Raw genomic sequence first — 15,166 nt, forward strand, 5'->3', positions numbered from 1 at the left:
ATAAACGGCTGAGTAAAAGGCCAGGAAGCAGTTCCAAGCCTCGATCTTCTCCGTATTCTGTAAGCGAAGCGCTCCGTATTCCCATTCACGAATACCGATTACGGAATACAGAGTACAGGAAAAGCAAAGGCCTCAATGCAAGTATGAAGCTGCTCTTCTCCGTATTCTAGACCCTCATTTATCCTATCTGATTAAACACCCTCACAGCGCCGCCCTGGCAGTGTAATTGATACTCGCTCGTACACGCCGGTATAAAAATAGACTCGCCTTTTTCAATGGTCAGCTTGTGGTCGCCATGAGAAACAGTCAGTGAGGCATCAATGGCGAAGATAATTTCACCGCTGTGCATATGGCATGTGAGATCGTCAACATGATGGTAATGCGTAAAGGAAAAATCAGGCACCGCGACCGGGTAATGCGTTCCTTGGTCAGTGCGTGTCGGTTCGAGTGTTATGTTAGCCGTTGCGATGGGAGCAAAGCTTGTACAGGCGATCAGCTCATCAACATCGATATGCTTGGGGGTGAGTCCGGCTCGCAATACGTTGTCGGAGTTGGCCATGACTTCGAGCCCGACGCCGTTGATGTAAGCGTGAGGGGTGCGGGCGTGCAAAAACATCGCTTCCCCCGGCGCGAGTGTCACGACATTCAGCAATAGCGGCGCAAAGAGGCCGACATCTCCTGGGTACTGTGTCGCTAAATCAATAATGGTATCGAAGGGGGCTTCCGTCGCATTTTGATTGGCCACTGCCATTAAAGCGTCGACTGCTGCCGCTTTATCGGTTGCCTCAAGCGCTAATAGCTGAGCAAAGGCGCTTTGTAGCGTGTCTTCAGCCGGGGAATCGGTAAAGGCTTGAAAAATTGGGTTGAGTGAATCGTGATTGATTTTTGCAATGTTCGCAATAATGTCTGAATAAGGGCGAAACCCGTTCATCGCTTTAAACGGGGTCAGCGCATAAATCAGTTCAGGCTTGTGATTGGGATCTTTATAGTTGCGGTGCGCGGCTGATAGGGGAATGCCTTGTTGGTTTTCTTTTTGATAGCCGTGTTCGGCTTCTTGCTTGCTCGGGTGTACCTGGATGGATAACGCTGTGTCTGCGGCGAGCACTTTGAATAGAAAAGGCAGTTCACCAAAGCGTTGATGAATCTCAGCGGATAAGGCGGATTGCGGGTCAGACGCAATCAAGGTATTAAGCGGCAGCCAAGCTTCGCTAACGTGTATCTCGGAGCTGGCTTTAGGGTGCGCGCCCATCCAGATTTCAGCTTGCGGCTGTTGGTCGGGGTTCGCAATATTAAACAGTGCTGGCAGAGCCGTGCAGCTCCCCCATTGATAGGTTTGAATGGGATTGCGCATTAAAAAAAAGGGCTGTGAGTGAAATGGGCTATTCATACAAGCGATACTCTTAAACGAGAGGATATAGTCTTAAACGAGAGGATATAGTCTTAAACGAGAAAATATACTCTTAAACGAGAAAATATACTCTTAAACGAGAAAATCGGCCCCGATTGGCGAGGCCGAAAGTGATAATAATGGTGTGGTTATAGCATAATTAAGCGGCTGATTGCAGCCACTGGGCTTTGCGTGCCTTCTTCAAGCTGACGCAAACCAATGCAGTCACCACCGCGCCGGCAATCATACAAATAAGGGCAATAACAGGTTTGTTCATTGCGCCCAGTAATGCCACCACGGGGCCACCATGCGCCACGCTGTTAGTCACACCGAATCCAAAGGCCATCACCGCCGCCACCATGGAGCCAATCATATTGGCGGGGATCACCGCAATAGGATCTTGGGCGGCAAAGGGAATCGCCCCTTCTGAAATCCCGACCAGGCCCATGGCCCCCGCCGCTTTACCGGCTTCGTGTTCAGTGGCTTCAAAGATATTAAGCTTACGGCCTAGCACGGTTGCTAAACTCATTCCTAGGGGAGCAACTGGGATAGCACAGGCCATCGCACCCATAAATTGAGTTTGTCCGCTGGCAATCATCCCCACTGAAAATAAGAAAGCCACTTTATTGAATGGGCCACCCATATCAAAGCCTGCCATACCGCCCAGTACAATCCCTAATAAAATGTAGTTACCGGTGCTCATGGCGGTGAGCATAGCGGTAAGTGAATCCATCAGGCTGGCAATGGGCGCCCCAATCACAAAGATAAATAGCGCGGCGATAAACAGGGTACCGGTAATCGGCGCAATCATAATGGGAACGAGTGGTTGGAGGAATTTATGGTAATTAATTCCGCTGACCCATTTGACGAAATACCCCACAAGCAAACCCGCAATGATGGCACCGATAAAGCCGGTGCCCGCTTCAGCGCCGTAAAAGCTGCCGGTATTGGCAATCCAGCCACCAATTAACCCTGGCGCAAGTGCCGGGCGATCCGCAATCGCATAGGCGATATAGCCGGCAAGCACTGGGATCATTAATTGGAAGGCAATCACACCGACATCGAGCACTTGTTGCCATGCACTGCCTTCTGGAATGGCCATGCCCGCTTCCGTTGGCTCACCGCCAATGGCGAGAGACAGCGCAATCAATAGCCCGCCAGTGACCACAAAGGGGATCATGTGCGAGACCCCATTCATCAGATAGCGATATAAGTTACTCCGCCAGTTTGTGGTGCCAGTGGACGGTGCGTTGGTGTTTGTGCTTTGCTTGGACGTACCCGCGGCTTGATAAGGGCTGGCATTAAGTGCGTTTTCGATTAAGCCTTTACCGTCGCGAATTGCTTCTTTAACGCCGACTTCGACCACAGCTTTGCCGTTAAAGCGGGTCATATCGGTTTGTTTATCACAGGCAACGACAATTGCATCGGCGCGTAATATGTCGTCTTGTGTGGGTGAGTTTTTAACCCCAATCGAGCCGTTGGTTTCTACTTTTATCTCATAACCCAGTTCGTCAGCGGCTTTTTCAAGCGCTTCGGCCGCTAAATAGGTATGTGCCACCCCCGCCGGACAACCGGTTACACCAATAATGAGGCCTTTTTTCGGTCCCGTATTATTGCTTTCTTTGCTGGGCTGAGTCAGCAGGGTCATGACCTCACTGGGCGTGTTGGCTGCAAGCAGCGCTTGCGTGAATCCTGGCTCAATAAGTTTGGAAGAAAGGGAAGCCAGCACTTCAATATGATGGTCGCCACCGTTAGTGGGAGAGGCAATCATAAAAAAGATATGAGACCGCTCGCCATCTTCTGCACCGTAATCGATGCCGTCTCGGCTAATACCGATGACCACACCGGGTTTGGTAACAGCGTCACTTTTTGCATGAGGAAGTGCGATGCCCGCTTCAAAGCCTGTATTACCTAGGGYTTCGCGCGCATTCACATCCGCAATAAATGCGGCTTTATCACTAACACGGTCATTATCGACCAATGCTTGGCTCAGTTCATTAAATACATCTTGCTTGCTGGTGGCGTCGAGGTTGAGACGTATCAAGCGCTCGTTGATCAGTTCAGATATCATGATGGGCTCCTGCCGATTCGTGTGAACATGGTGATCAGTTTGCGCCCGTATGCGGCTGGAAAATAGTGCAGAGAAATAGCATTTACTGGATGATTGTGCCCAACCATTTTTAATGTGATCTCGCTCATTAGCGGCAATGGCAGATCGTATGGGTATAATGGCGGTGTTGCTGATGCGTCGTACTGACGCCGTTTGCGGTCATTTGCCGTTTTGGACAGCGAGCCCGAAAACGATCGGATAGGGATGATAATGAAAGCCTCGACACCTACCAGCTTTTCTCATTTGCTTGAACTACTGAAATCACCTGACGAGCAGTTTGGTCGGGTGATCTTTGCCAATGATTGGCAAGTGCCTGAGCCTTTTAGCTATCAAGTTAACTTTCCACGCTTAGAAATTGTGGTGTCTGGCCAATATACCAATATTGTCTCGACGCCTGAGGGCGTAAAAACACACACGTTGGTCGGTGGCGAGGCGCTTTATATCGCGCCAAACTGCTGGAACAAACCCGATTGGCAACATTCATGCTCGGTGCTGAGTTTGCTGTATGGCCGCCGGCAGTTGGGGTTTAGCCTTGTGAATAAACGCGCTAACGTGGCCGGATTTTACGGTGTGCAGAAGTTCTCCGTGCCGATGCGTGCAGGCTTTGCGGTGGATAACATTCTAGAGGCGCTAAACGCGCTTGCGAAAGAGCCCAACAAGCAGCTAACCGATGGGTATTTGATTAAGGCGTTGTTAGCCTACACCCATCAATTAGTTGATAAACCAATATTCAATGCCCACTCTCGCGGGGAAGATCTCTACCAGGGGATCTGTATTTACATTCAAGAGCATTACCAGCAAGCTCTTTCGCGTACGGATATTGCCGCGCATTTCCACATCAGCCCGAGCCACCTGTCACGTTTATTTAAACAATATGGCCATATGACACTGGCAGATTACATTGTGTGGGTGCGCATTGACCGAGCCAAATTTATGTTGATGCGTTATGAGTTCCGATTAGTCGATATTGCCTGTCGTTGTGGGTTCAATGACGTGAACTATTTCTGCCGCGTGTTCAAAGCGAGAACGGGCAAGACCCCTTCTGAATATCGACGGCTCAGCCATCAATCCTGATCTAACGCGGCATCTAGCATCGCAATTTGGGTAGGAATGTCATCACAGTGTGTTAGCCAGCGCCGGAATACGGATGAAGACAAACGGCGAGATAGGCGGCTGATGGCGCGTAGTGTCGTACGCTCGATGTCGCTGGGGACCGCGATCGCAATACACAGTGAAACCGATTCTCTATTCAGCCAGGTAATCGCTGGCTGACAGCGAGTCACTATGATGGCGGGATGAGGGATGCTGCTATCAATAATATGGGGGAGTGCAACCTGATCGCCAAGGTAAGTGGATGAATGCGCTTCTCGCGCCATAAAAGCCGCATAAGCTTGCCGTGATGTGTCTTTTTCCGCGACGCGTTCAACGATCTCCCTAAACAGCGATTCACACTGTGTCGCTTGGGTGTGTAATCCTTCAACGCACAGATTTGGATGCGCGAAGCGCGATGGCGGATCTAACGGATTGTTTGCGGCAGCAGTAAACGCAGAGGTGCTGAGTAAATGCCAGTGCTTACTGACGTACTCAGCGAGCACTAAGCACATTAGCTCGGCATCTGCTCCCTCAATCAGAAGCAGGCAAATATCATTGGGCTGGGTACCCGTGGCAAGCATGGATAAAGTGTCGGTGGTCGCTGCTGTGCAGTCTTTGCTGACATTCACAAAGGTGCTTTTTCCACTAAACAGCGAGCATAGCCTTGCCAACTCGCTCATTTGCCAGCTGACTAAACCTTGCAGCGGCGCCGAAAAGCAGACAAATGCGCCCGTCATAGGGAAAGTTGCGTTTGTAGCGCCGCTTTCGCATCCGTGAGAACGTCTTCCATGGCAAGGCGAACAATGGTTGAGTGACTCAACCTTTCTGCTTTTTCTAGCTCGATATCAGAGACAATAACCACGCACTCTGCTTTCATGATCTCATCGAGTGATAAGGCATTTTCAATCCCCATTGCCCCTTGGGTTTCCACCTTTATCTGAATACCAAGACTTTTGGCGGCTTTCTCAAGCTGCTCAGCCGCCATGTAAGTGTGGGCGATACCAGTCGGACAAGCGGTAATTGCGACGATGTTGTTCATAGTGGTTGAAACGTCATTGTTGGTTGAATAGTTAGAATCTTCCAGTGCTTGTATCTTGCATTGAGGTTCTTGCTTTTTATGTACTCTGTATTCAGCAATCGTTATTTAGGATTTTGAATACAGAGCGCTTCGCTTACGGAGTACGGATTACGGAAAAGGACGACCTCGTACTCGCATCTGCGCTTTTGCTCTCTCTGTATTCTGTATTTTTTAAAAGCTCGAATACGGAATACGGAATACGGAATACGGAAAAAGCGTATCGTGCCTGGCCTCGCTCTTCTCCGTATTCTGTAAGCGAAGCGTTCCGTATTCCGTCCCCTAGGATCTTTCTAGCCTCTAGTCTCTCCCCGCAACGCCATACTGGCAAATATCACCACCCCGAGCGAAAAGAACAAAATACCTGAATGGTGGTTAACGTAGTGCTGTGTCAGCATGTAACCGGCTATCAGGACCACGTGACAACGCAGCATCACCGCGGCGAGTTGGTTGGCTGGGCGCGCGGGTACGTGTACTTTTTTCGTCGCGAGCCAAGGTGCGATAAGCAAGAAAAGGAGCGTTATGCCGCCAATTAATCCCTTCACTTGCAGCTCTTCTAACAACTGGTTATGAGCGCGACTAAAGTGCATCACTATCGGGTCGACATATCCTTGATCAACCACCTGCTGCTTGTGTTGCGTGTAGTGGGTGTAACCGGTTCCCGCGATTGGATTATCAGCAAATAGGTGCAGGGCGGTTTTCCATAATTCCACCCGTATCCCTGAGGAGCTTTTAACGGTTGGTGTGTTTTCCGCCTGTTCTCCTTCTGATGTGGGGGCAGGGGTGGCAGAGGTTGGTGTGTTCTCGGTGCTTTGCGTCGGCGCAATGGTTTGGGTGGCTTGTTGGTATTGGTTTAAGTCTGAGAATACGAGCCCCGCTCTGTTTAACGCGGGCACCAGTGCAGTGGCAATAATCAGTACGATACTGGCACCCATCGCGACATAGTCTTTTGGGCTAAACGCTTTTCGGTAATACATTACGGCCCATAATGCCACAAAGGGAGTGATAACCCACGAGCCACGTCCTCCGCTCAATAATGTGGCAATAAACCCTAAGGTGATCCCAAAAAAAGCCAGTTTCTTTAATGTTGGCAGTGCGTGTTGGCAACTATAAATATACGCAAAAATACTGAAAATACTGAGACTTGCAGCCATGCCGGCCACTTGAATGGGCATGAACCCGCCCGATGCCAGTGCACGAATATCGAGCATGTAGTGTTGATAAAGCGCAATTAGCCCGACAGCAGACGCACCAATGGCACAGCCATACAACACCGCTTTAAGCGAGGGCGGGGTAGTGAGCAGCAGGGCAAAAACCATGATCGCTAATAGGAGGCGACTCGGCATATCCATTTGTTTGTAGTGCCAGTCGGGGAGAGCGAAGGCGACAGTGACGATGACATAAAGCAGAAATGCACCGGCTATTAACAGGGCGGGGCGGCTTTTTAGCGTCTTCCATGTGCCGGGGAGTAAGATTAGCGCAACCAGCGCCAACCCAACAGCGATATATTTGTAGGCGTCTGGTGTGATAAGTAGCGTGGCAAAATAAGCAAAACATAGGCTACTAACGAGTGTTTGGCGAGACATGAGTAACAACGCTTTTCCCTCTGTCGATTCTCAGAATGTGAACGCATACGTATGGTAATAAATGCTCGCGCATTATACCTAGATTGCTCATTCTTGCTATTTTTTGYTTGCTAATTCTAGCCTCTAGTCTCTAGTCTCTAGTCTCTAGTCTCTAGTCTCTAGTCTCTAGTCTCTAGTCTCTAGTTTCTAGTCTCTAGCCCCTAGAACGCCTGCCCCTTCTTCAAACCGGTTCTTTCCCAGCTTTGCTCTAAAAAAAGAGGTAATGCGCCAGATGTAGCGTAGCATTAGGCAGTAACCACCAAAACATGCTAGAAAGCCCACAAACATGATGGTTTCATGGATCTGGAGCAGCTCGCCTACAATGCCAATGCCGGCTAAGCTGCTGGCCAGCAAACAAATGGCTGCCAGGGTTTGGCGTGATGATAACCCCACACGCTGAAAAATATGGTGTAAGTGTTCGCGATCGGGCTTAAACGGCGAGTCGCCACGTTTAACGCGCCGAAACATAATGGCTGTCATGTCCATCAGTGGTAGCGCAATCAGCCATAGCCCTGTGACTGGCCTTATAGCCGCATTGGTTGGATGTTGGCTGGCCAACAATAAAAACCACACCACCGTGAAGCCGATCAGCATGCTGCCAGCATCGCCCATGAATACTTTGCGCTCTCGTCCGAGTAACCCAAGGTTAAACATTAAATAGGGCAGGATAATCACAGTGAGTACTAGGCAAAGATAGGCCATAGAGAAGTGGCCATTAAGATAAAGCAATGCCCCCAAGCTGGCAAAGGTGACTGTCGCCAACCCTCCTAATAGTCCATCAATACCATCCACCATATTAAAGGCGTTAATTGCGCCAATGACCGCGAAAACCGTTAACACATAGCCAAGGCTGTCGAGTTGGATACGCCCCGTGGCAAAAATGTCGCCTAGGCGGCTAAGCTCAATGTTACCAAGAACAATCATTGCAATAGCAAGCGCGCCTTGTACACCAAAACGCAGCTTAAAATCGATATCGAACTTGTCATCCAATACGCCAATTGCCACTAAAATCAGCATACAGCTGGCATACAAACCACTATGCGGAATAATAGACGGGTTGTTGATTAAAAAATAAACCAGAGAAAGGCAGATCGCGATACCGCCGACAAGTGGTACGGTACCAGCGTGCTGTTTGCGATGATCCGGCTTGTCGACCAATCCAACACGTTTAGCCGCTTTTCGCAGCAAAAACAGGGAAGCAGTCGAGAAAAAAAGTAATAAGGCCAAGTCGGCGAATGAAACAATCACAGGATAATCCTTTTGGGATGACGGCTCAGTTGTTTAGTATATGCCAAGTTGTAGTCTAGTGGCTATCTGCCGGGCGCGTAAACCAAGGGGCGCGATCATCCGTTAATTCATAGAGCGAATACTTGGTGTTGAGTTTTTGCCCACCGTCGCGTTGTAGCGGTTGCCACGATACACCGCCCCGAGCGGTGGTTGGTTTTATCGTGAGTAAGTCAAACGGAATGGAGACATAAAAGCCCTTGGTAAAGCTGCCTTCGCCAAACTCTTCTGCGGACAAGTCGGTTTTGCTGGCGTATGCGCCCACGGTGATGCCACTGTTAAACTGTTTAGCGATATCAACAGTCATCCCCACATCTTCTGTTAAATAGCGACCGGCGCTAATTTTGGCTAAGGTGCCATCAAATACGCCGAGCGGGTTTTGCCAGTAAAGCGTGGCATGGCCGGTGGTGGTGCCGGTTTGCACCCGGAATTCACGGTTGCCATTTTCTGCAGGTTGATATTCGTTTTTAAATAGCCCAAACGCCGAGCCGGGCTCGCGTTGTTTGACATAGTTTGCGTCGAATCCCACGGCAAACTGACTGCCCATTGGGCGATAAAGCACTTCGCCGCCGACACCGGCAAACATGGTTTCTAAGTAGCCGCCATAGGTTTGGGTATACCAATTGTCGCCCCAGTGATCGAGATAGGTCAGTTGTAAGTTGGTGACCCGCACGGTGTCTTCTAAGTACTGTCGGTTGAGCGTACGAACACGCTTAAGATCGGTGCCATCAGGCGGCACGGTGTACTTGAATTTGTCATAGGTGTCGGCAATGTTCACATAGACACTGGATGAAGCAAGCAGGTGATTACCTAGCCGCGCGGTCGCGTTACCACTGACGCCCAGTGAGTACATGTAAAAGTTTTCTGAGCCGCCAAACGATTGTACAAACACAGGGGCGAGACCCGCATCAATATTATCGCGCTGGTTGGCTTTTACGGTGCCCGATGTGAGTTGCGGCTGCTGGCGCGTGCGTGCATCGTCAGGGTTTGCGCCCACATAGCTGTTGGTGGCGACGTCGGCATAGGTGTTGGTATTAATCACGGTTTCAGTGATGGGCTGACGTTTCGCTTGGTCAATAATCCGATATTGTTTGGCGTCAATGCCTGTATTGGCTATTAAAGTGGCGGCGCGCGTTTGGGCGGTGTCTTGGTTGCGGTATTTGCGTTGCTCACCCGTCACTGTGACGGTGGTGCCATCAAAGTGCACTTGGTTATCTTGATACCCGGCAATACGGGCAAGTTGAGTGCTCAGGGCCTGCCATTGGTCGTCGCTTAAGTCCGTCTGCGTAGGGGCTGGTTGATAGATTGGCGCGTGATCGTCAAGCCAAAAGCTGTCGATCTGATTAAAGTTGGTATGTAAGCTTAATCCGGCGGTCACGACGGCGCCACGTTCATAGGCTAACCGTGCGCTACCCCAATCCCCTAAGCGATAGACGGCACCCACATTCCAAGGGCTGTTCACGTCCATTGGAATACCGGTTCGCGTGCTAATAAAGTCGGCTTTGTAATCGTTACCGTCGTATTCAAGCTTTAAGCTCAGTGGTGCGTAGGGGGTTTGATATTCCACCCCGCCAAATAACGCGGTACAGCCGGTAAACATGCGATTAATATCAACACTGCCGCCGTTGCCGGAGTAGGTGGTGTCACGACCACAATCCACCGATTGGTTTTTATCGCCGGTGAGGTTGGCGCGGTTGCCCATATAACCCCAGCCGACGCCGAGCGTGAAATCAAACGGGCCCGCGCGTTTTGAGCCGACCAGGTATTCGCCATCAAATAAGCCAGTACCGCCAATATCCCGTACACCAACCGCGAGTTCTGGTAGCCAGAAGCTTTCTTGCATCAGGCGTAATTTTGCATCAATGCTTTTGTCGGTGTATTTGGTATCGCCGCTAAAGTCCGGGTCGTTACTATAGAGTAAGTCATGCACCTGGGTATAGCGGACCGTGGTTTCTAGCCAAGGAAACAACTGGAGCGAGGTATTAAAATGCACATAGTCTTCGTTGTAGGTGCTGCCTAGGGTAAATTCCCCGTCGGGAGCCGTGCGCGCGGTGGGCATTTGCATCAGGCCCACGCCACCAAAATCGGTTTGTGAATGGACAAGCTCGGGATAATCGAAGCTGTCGGCTGACACGGCATGGCTAACGGCTAATGCCACCGCAGACAGTAGAAGGCGTCCGGATGCAGAAGAAAGAGACATCATTATGGGATTAACCTGTTTTGTAAATATGCTAGGACATGCTGGTTAGGCGCGATCGCTTGGCCTTTAATAGTTTTGCTGGGCAAGGGGATATAAATCACCGAGCCTGGCAGAATATCGCGATGCTGGTGATTCCAATAAGCAATTGGATATTGGGCGCGCTCACCGGTGGCGCTGATCACCCACACGTGAGAGATGCCTAAGGTGTCTACCTTGGCTTGCTGGATGTAATCACTGGCGGCGTATCGCTCGCCCCAAGGATAGTCACCAGGTTTATCCACCGCGCCGAGCACTGTTACGTTTGTTGGTCGTTTAGGCAGTTGCACGTGCCAATTCCCTTTTAACACCGGATTGGTATTGGGGGTGATGCGGGTGATGTCGGGGTCAACCGTGCCGGGTATACGCTCGCCAACCGCCATGTTGTTGAGTGCGTGATACAGAGTTTGCCACTGTTTTTTTACTGTGCCGGTATTAACGGCGATTTGATGACGAACCGGTTGCAAATCGGCAATTTGCTTGGCTTTTTCACTGTCTTGCTTATAAAGCCCGGCGGCGGGCCAATAGACATCATCAAGTGAGCGTTGTTGAGCCTGTGTGATGGTTAGTACCGCCTCAGCCAGGCGCGGTGGCTGCGTAAACGACAGCGCAATATCTTGATTGGCAGTGAGCACATTGGCCTTGGCTGGGATAACGATTAGCAAGGCGGCGGCACATAATCCACGTTTAATCACCTGATAATTAATCATCTGCGCCCCCTTGATATGGCTTTAAATGCGTCAGTGTTACCGCCGGTAGCCCCGGAGCGAGATGTTGATAGGATTTGATGATTTTGCCCGTGTCGTTAGCGATCCAATAGTCGTTAGTATATTGAGTATCGAGTGCCGGAAGGGTGACACATTCGGTATAGTGCGTTGTTGCCACGGGTGTGCCATTCACGGAAATATTTTGTAGCTTGCGGCGCTTAAAGGTGGAATCGGCTCGGTAGTCACTGTGGTTGCCTGGTTGCCAGTCAATGGTGCGCGACCATGTGTGCGGCATGGAAAGGGTGTTAAGGCCAACACTTAACGGATCGGGAGTGTCAGTGTGCGTCGCTGTTAGGTTACCATCGGCTAAGTTCACCGTTTTCACCAGCCGACCGTTACGCGTCACCAGCATTTCATTCTCGCCGGATAACCATTTTAAATTTGGGCTCGGATGTTGGCTGGGCTCAACAAAGGCCAGGACCATAAAACCTCGTGGCCCGTTATCGAGTTGTGCATAGAGGCTGGCATAGGGCAGTGCGTTGATCTCGTCCCAGCTTTTTTGCGCATCGGGAAAGCCTTGATAAGCGAACTTGAACGAGTCACTGAGATCTTGTATGCGCTGCGTGCACCCAGTTATTGTGAGCGCGATAAAAATAGCTAAAGTGGAAAAGAAGGGCTTATTCATAGGTTATTGGTTGACGGGCTACATTGATTAAAAAGTAGCTACAAAGCCGGCTTTGTAGCTACTTGAATGGCTATTGCCTTTAGTTATTTGCGTTAGCGCTAGCAGAGGTTGACGTGTTGTTATCGTCATTGTTAGCAGCAGCAACCGCCACGCCAATGGCCGCAGCAGCAGCGACACCAGCAGCAACTGCACCAGCGCCAATACCACCGGCTGCAGCGCCAGCGGCACCTGCTCCAGCAGCGCCCGCACCGGCTCCAGCCCCTGCGCCAGCAGCACCCGCGCTAGCACTTGTACCGGCACCCGCGCCAGCACCAGCGCCACCACCACTTGCGCCAGCTCCCGGCGCGGCTTCTGTTGCGGCCATTGTGCTTGCTGCGAACAGCATAGCAATCAGACCCGTTGCAATTTTTTTCATTCGTCTCTCCATGATTTTTGCATTAATACAAAAACGTCTGCAAACGCAGACACCTATAAACTCTAATAGCTAAGAGACGAGAAGTAAAATAAATACAGATGTCATCACAGATTTTTCATCTTAAATGTGCGGGAAAGCGTAAAAAGGGCCTAGGACCTAGGGAAAGAGCGGAAAGCAGGGCCTAGGATCCTAGGCCCTAGGAACTTTATTTACAGCACCTGTCACGATCAGCGCCAATTTTAACACCGGCGCCAACTTTGGCTTTAATGTCGGAGGCGCGCGTTTTACATTGAATCAATATTTTCACATCGCACTGGCGCTTGTCCGACCTACGCCTGGTTTTTATTTCGTCTTCTGCTTGTTTATCGCACAATCAGTCCGAGTAGGATGCCGACGACGCCGAAATCTGCATCGCTAAAGGTGGTGTTGGCAAAGCCCAGATCGCCGAGTACCGGGAGCAGGAATACCGGTAGGAAGGTGATCAGTAAGCCTTGCGCAAACGCCCCTAATATTGCGCCGCGTCGTCCGCCGGTGGCATTACCGAATACACCTGCTGCCGCGCCGACGAAAAAGTGGGGTACAACACCTGGGATGATCACGGTGAGCCCTAAGATATAAAGCAAGAACATACCCACTAACCCGGCGACAAAGCTGGATAAAAAGCCTACTAACACCGCATTGGGCGCGTAGGGGAAGACTACGGGACAGTCTAGTGCTGGCTTGGCATTAGGCACCAGTTTGTCGGAGATGCCTTTAAACGCTGGCACAATCTCGGCAATCACCATTCTTACCCCTTGCAAAATCACATACACCCCGCCCGCAAAGGTGATGGACTGCATTAATGCAAACATAAACCAGTGTTTACCGTCACTGACCTCGCGCACAAAGTCCCCGCCGGCAAACAGACACGTCACCATAAAAATAATGCCCATGGTAAACGAGATGGCGACTGGGGTATCACGCAAGAACAAGAGGCTTTTGGGCACGTCCATGTCTTCGGTGGAATGGGCTTTGTTGCCAAATTTGCTGCCAATAAAGCCGGCCAATACGTAAGAAAGGGTAGAAAAGTGACCAATGGCGACTTCATCTGAGCCAGTGACTTGTTGCATGTATCGATGCGCGATGGCAGGGAAAAACACCATTACCGAACCGACAACCACAGAGCCTAATGCCACCAATGGGATCCCTTCCATGCCGCTGGTGGAAAGAATCGCTGCTACCATCATCGACATAAAGAGGGTGTGGTGGCCGGTTAAAAAGATGAATTTCCATGGGGTTAGGCGTGCGATAAGAATGTTCACCAGCATGCCGAAGAACATGATCATCGCCATTTCTTTGCCAAAGGCTTCTTGCGCAATGGACACAATGGCTTCGTTGTTTGGTACGACACCACTGATGCCAAAGGCGTGCTGGAAAATGGTAGCAAAATCACCGAGTGAGCTGACCACCAATGAGGCACCGGCTCCTAGGATCACAAAACCAAGAATGGTTTTTACCGTGCCTTTGATACATTCAGTCACCGGTTTTTTCTGGGCGATTAAGCCAATCAGTGCAATTAAGCCCACTAATACCGCAGGCTCAGAGAGCACGTCTTTCATCAGGAAGTTAAAAAAGGGCATAACGTGACTCCTTATAGGGCACCGAGTGCTTGTAGGGCTTCAGATAAGCGAGTTTTCATTGCCTCTTTATCCACCATGTTGTCGAGTGCGACAATGCGCGGTGACACGCTCATCGCTTGCAACTGCTGAGCAATGTCGTTGGTTCCAACAAAGATATCGGCCTCTGTCCCAGACACTGAGCCTAGATCGATATGATCGACACTGGCCTCGACGCCGAGATCCTTGATGATTTGTTTGATGCTCATTTCCATCATTAGGCTGGTGCCAAGACCATGACCGCATACAACTGTGATTTTCATAATTCAGACCTTCTATTTTTGTGTAGGTATTTGCGTTTTATTGGTATCGGGTTTTGGATTAGTACTCGGCGATGATCGCTAAGATCTCATCCGCGGTGGTTGCGCGGCTGATCTGCGCGATGTGTGCCTCGTTCATAAATAGGTTCGCGAGTTGAGAAATGGCCTCGACATGGCTATTGCTGTCAGTAGCCGCAAGAGTAACCAGCACCTTGACCGGGTCGTTTTCCGCGCTATCAAAATTGACGCCGTTTTGAATCACGGTAATAGCAAGGGCCAAGCGGTTCACACCATCTTCTGGGCGCGCGTGGGGCATGGCAATGCCTGGACCAATGACATAGTAGGGGCCGATTTCTTGATGCGAGCGATAAATGGCGTCGACATAGCTTGGCTCGATAGCTCCGTTAGTTAAAAGTGCTGCGCAGGCTTTATCGATAGCGTCTTGCCAATCGTTTGCATCGTTATGAATACGGATAACGTCAGGAGTAATGAGTTCACGTAACATGGTGCCGTCCGTTTTGTGGGAGTAATGGGTTTGTTGGCGAATTGTTGATAACTCTATCGCTGAAATTCGGGTAATAAATAGATAAAGGTCACAAATGATAGCGCTACCTGATAGCGTTATCATAATGTGT

14 protein-coding genes are annotated in these 15,166 nt (G+C 50.3%); 1 reads left to right on the forward strand and 13 read right to left on the reverse strand.

Features of this window, described 5'->3' with window-relative positions; genetic code table 11:
* Positions 1–178: 178 nt before the first annotated feature.
* Positions 179–1,387 (reverse strand): mannose-6-phosphate isomerase, class I, encoded by a 1,209-nt coding sequence (gene manA / locus BZG81_RS06560; protein WP_077677013.1) that lies wholly within the window; start codon positions 1,385–1,387, stop codon positions 179–181.
* A gap of 160 nt (positions 1,388–1,547) precedes the next feature.
* Positions 1,548–3,458, reverse strand: a complete 1,911-nt coding sequence (locus tag BZG81_RS06565) for a PTS fructose transporter subunit IIABC (RefSeq protein ID WP_077677014.1) — start codon at positions 3,456–3,458, stop codon at positions 1,548–1,550.
* Between the two features lie 249 nt (positions 3,459–3,707).
* On the opposite strand from BZG81_RS06565, the gene BZG81_RS06570 reads away from it, so the two are divergent.
* Complete coding sequence (locus tag BZG81_RS06570) at positions 3,708–4,571, forward strand: AraC family transcriptional regulator (protein WP_077677015.1); 864 nt, start codon at positions 3,708–3,710, stop codon at positions 4,569–4,571.
* Here the strand turns inward: BZG81_RS06570 and BZG81_RS06575 are convergent.
* The 11 genes from BZG81_RS06575 to BZG81_RS06625 all read right to left on the reverse strand — a co-directional run bounded on the left by BZG81_RS06575 (position 4,562) and on the right by BZG81_RS06625 (position 15,036).
* Positions 4,562–5,326, reverse strand: coding sequence for a PTS sugar transporter subunit IIA (locus tag BZG81_RS06575; RefSeq protein WP_077677016.1), 765 nt, complete (start codon positions 5,324–5,326; stop codon positions 4,562–4,564). The genes BZG81_RS06570 and BZG81_RS06575 overlap by 10 nt on opposite strands.
* Positions 5,323–5,628 (reverse strand): PTS fructose transporter subunit IIB, encoded by a 306-nt coding sequence (locus tag BZG81_RS06580; protein ID WP_077460448.1) that lies wholly within the window; start codon positions 5,626–5,628, stop codon positions 5,323–5,325. Before BZG81_RS06580 ends, BZG81_RS06575 begins: the two co-directional genes overlap by 4 nt.
* Positions 5,629–5,957: 329 nt before the next feature.
* Complete coding sequence (locus BZG81_RS06585) at positions 5,958–7,250, reverse strand: O-antigen ligase family protein (RefSeq protein ID WP_077677017.1); 1,293 nt, start codon at positions 7,248–7,250, stop codon at positions 5,958–5,960.
* Positions 7,251–7,436: 186 nt separating this feature from the next.
* Complete coding sequence (wecA, locus tag BZG81_RS06590) at positions 7,437–8,537, reverse strand: UDP-N-acetylglucosamine--undecaprenyl-phosphate N-acetylglucosaminephosphotransferase (protein WP_077677018.1); 1,101 nt, start codon at positions 8,535–8,537, stop codon at positions 7,437–7,439.
* Between the two features lie 55 nt (positions 8,538–8,592).
* A complete protein-coding gene (locus BZG81_RS06595; protein WP_077677019.1) occupies positions 8,593–10,776 on the reverse strand; it encodes a YjbH domain-containing protein in 2,184 nt (727 codons plus the stop codon).
* Complete coding sequence (locus BZG81_RS06600) at positions 10,776–11,519, reverse strand: capsule biosynthesis GfcC family protein (RefSeq protein WP_077660270.1); 744 nt, start codon at positions 11,517–11,519, stop codon at positions 10,776–10,778. Before BZG81_RS06600 ends, BZG81_RS06595 begins: the two co-directional genes overlap by 1 nt.
* Positions 11,512–12,201 carry a YjbF family lipoprotein gene (locus BZG81_RS06605; RefSeq protein ID WP_077660269.1) on the reverse strand — a complete coding sequence of 230 codons (690 nt, stop codon included), beginning with the start codon at positions 12,199–12,201 and terminating at the stop codon, positions 11,512–11,514. The genes BZG81_RS06600 and BZG81_RS06605 overlap by 8 nt, the downstream gene beginning before the upstream one ends.
* A gap of 79 nt (positions 12,202–12,280) precedes the next feature.
* The gene (locus BZG81_RS15695; RefSeq protein WP_162274006.1) at positions 12,281–12,616 is read right to left on the reverse strand and encodes a hypothetical protein; all 336 of its coding nucleotides are present in this window, start codon (positions 12,614–12,616) and stop codon (positions 12,281–12,283) included.
* A gap of 362 nt (positions 12,617–12,978) precedes the next feature.
* Positions 12,979–14,235 carry a PTS ascorbate transporter subunit IIC gene (locus BZG81_RS06615; RefSeq protein WP_077660267.1) on the reverse strand — a complete coding sequence of 419 codons (1,257 nt, stop codon included), beginning with the start codon at positions 14,233–14,235 and terminating at the stop codon, positions 12,979–12,981.
* 11 nt (positions 14,236–14,246) lie between these two features.
* A complete protein-coding gene (locus tag BZG81_RS06620; protein WP_077660266.1) occupies positions 14,247–14,534 on the reverse strand; it encodes a PTS sugar transporter subunit IIB in 288 nt (95 codons plus the stop codon).
* A 58-nt stretch (positions 14,535–14,592) separates the two neighbouring features.
* On the reverse strand, positions 14,593–15,036 hold the full coding sequence (locus tag BZG81_RS06625) for a PTS sugar transporter subunit IIA (RefSeq protein ID WP_077660300.1): 444 nt from the start codon (positions 15,034–15,036) through the stop codon (positions 14,593–14,595).
* Between the last annotated feature and the right edge of the window lie 130 nt (positions 15,037–15,166).

It is taken from the genome of Salinivibrio sp. MA607 (assembly GCF_001996245.1).
Taxonomy (GTDB): domain Bacteria; phylum Pseudomonadota; class Gammaproteobacteria; order Enterobacterales; family Vibrionaceae; genus Salinivibrio; species Salinivibrio costicola.

What these genes read in the sequence shown, in the direction of transcription:
- BZG81_RS06580 (WP_077460448.1), bottom strand. Translation starts at nt 5,628, where the DNA reads ATGAACAACATCGTCGCAATTACCGCTTGTCCGACTGGTATCGCCCAC.
- BZG81_RS15695 (WP_162274006.1), bottom strand. Translation starts at nt 12,616, where the DNA reads ATGAAAAAAATTGCAACGGGTCTGATTGCTATGCTGTTCGCAGCAAGC.
- BZG81_RS06600 (WP_077660270.1), bottom strand. Translation starts at nt 11,519, where the DNA reads ATGATTAATTATCAGGTGATTAAACGTGGATTATGTGCCGCCGCCTTG.
- BZG81_RS06575 (WP_077677016.1), bottom strand. Translation starts at nt 5,326, where the DNA reads ATGACGGGCGCATTTGTCTGCTTTTCGGCGCCGCTGCAAGGTTTAGTC.
- BZG81_RS06595 (WP_077677019.1), bottom strand. Translation starts at nt 10,776, where the DNA reads ATGATGTCTCTTTCTTCTGCATCCGGACGCCTTCTACTGTCTGCGGTG.
- BZG81_RS06625 (WP_077660300.1), bottom strand. Translation starts at nt 15,036, where the DNA reads ATGTTACGTGAACTCATTACTCCTGACGTTATCCGTATTCATAACGAT.
- BZG81_RS06605 (WP_077660269.1), bottom strand. Translation starts at nt 12,201, where the DNA reads ATGAATAAGCCCTTCTTTTCCACTTTAGCTATTTTTATCGCGCTCACA.
- BZG81_RS06620 (WP_077660266.1), bottom strand. Translation starts at nt 14,534, where the DNA reads ATGAAAATCACAGTTGTATGCGGTCATGGTCTTGGCACCAGCCTAATG.
- manA (WP_077677013.1), bottom strand. Translation starts at nt 1,387, where the DNA reads ATGAATAGCCCATTTCACTCACAGCCCTTTTTTTTAATGCGCAATCCC.
- BZG81_RS06585 (WP_077677017.1), bottom strand. Translation starts at nt 7,250, where the DNA reads ATGTCTCGCCAAACACTCGTTAGTAGCCTATGTTTTGCTTATTTTGCC.
- BZG81_RS06615 (WP_077660267.1), bottom strand. Translation starts at nt 14,235, where the DNA reads ATGCCCTTTTTTAACTTCCTGATGAAAGACGTGCTCTCTGAGCCTGCG.
- BZG81_RS06570 (WP_077677015.1), top strand. Translation starts at nt 3,708, where the DNA reads ATGAAAGCCTCGACACCTACCAGCTTTTCTCATTTGCTTGAACTACTG.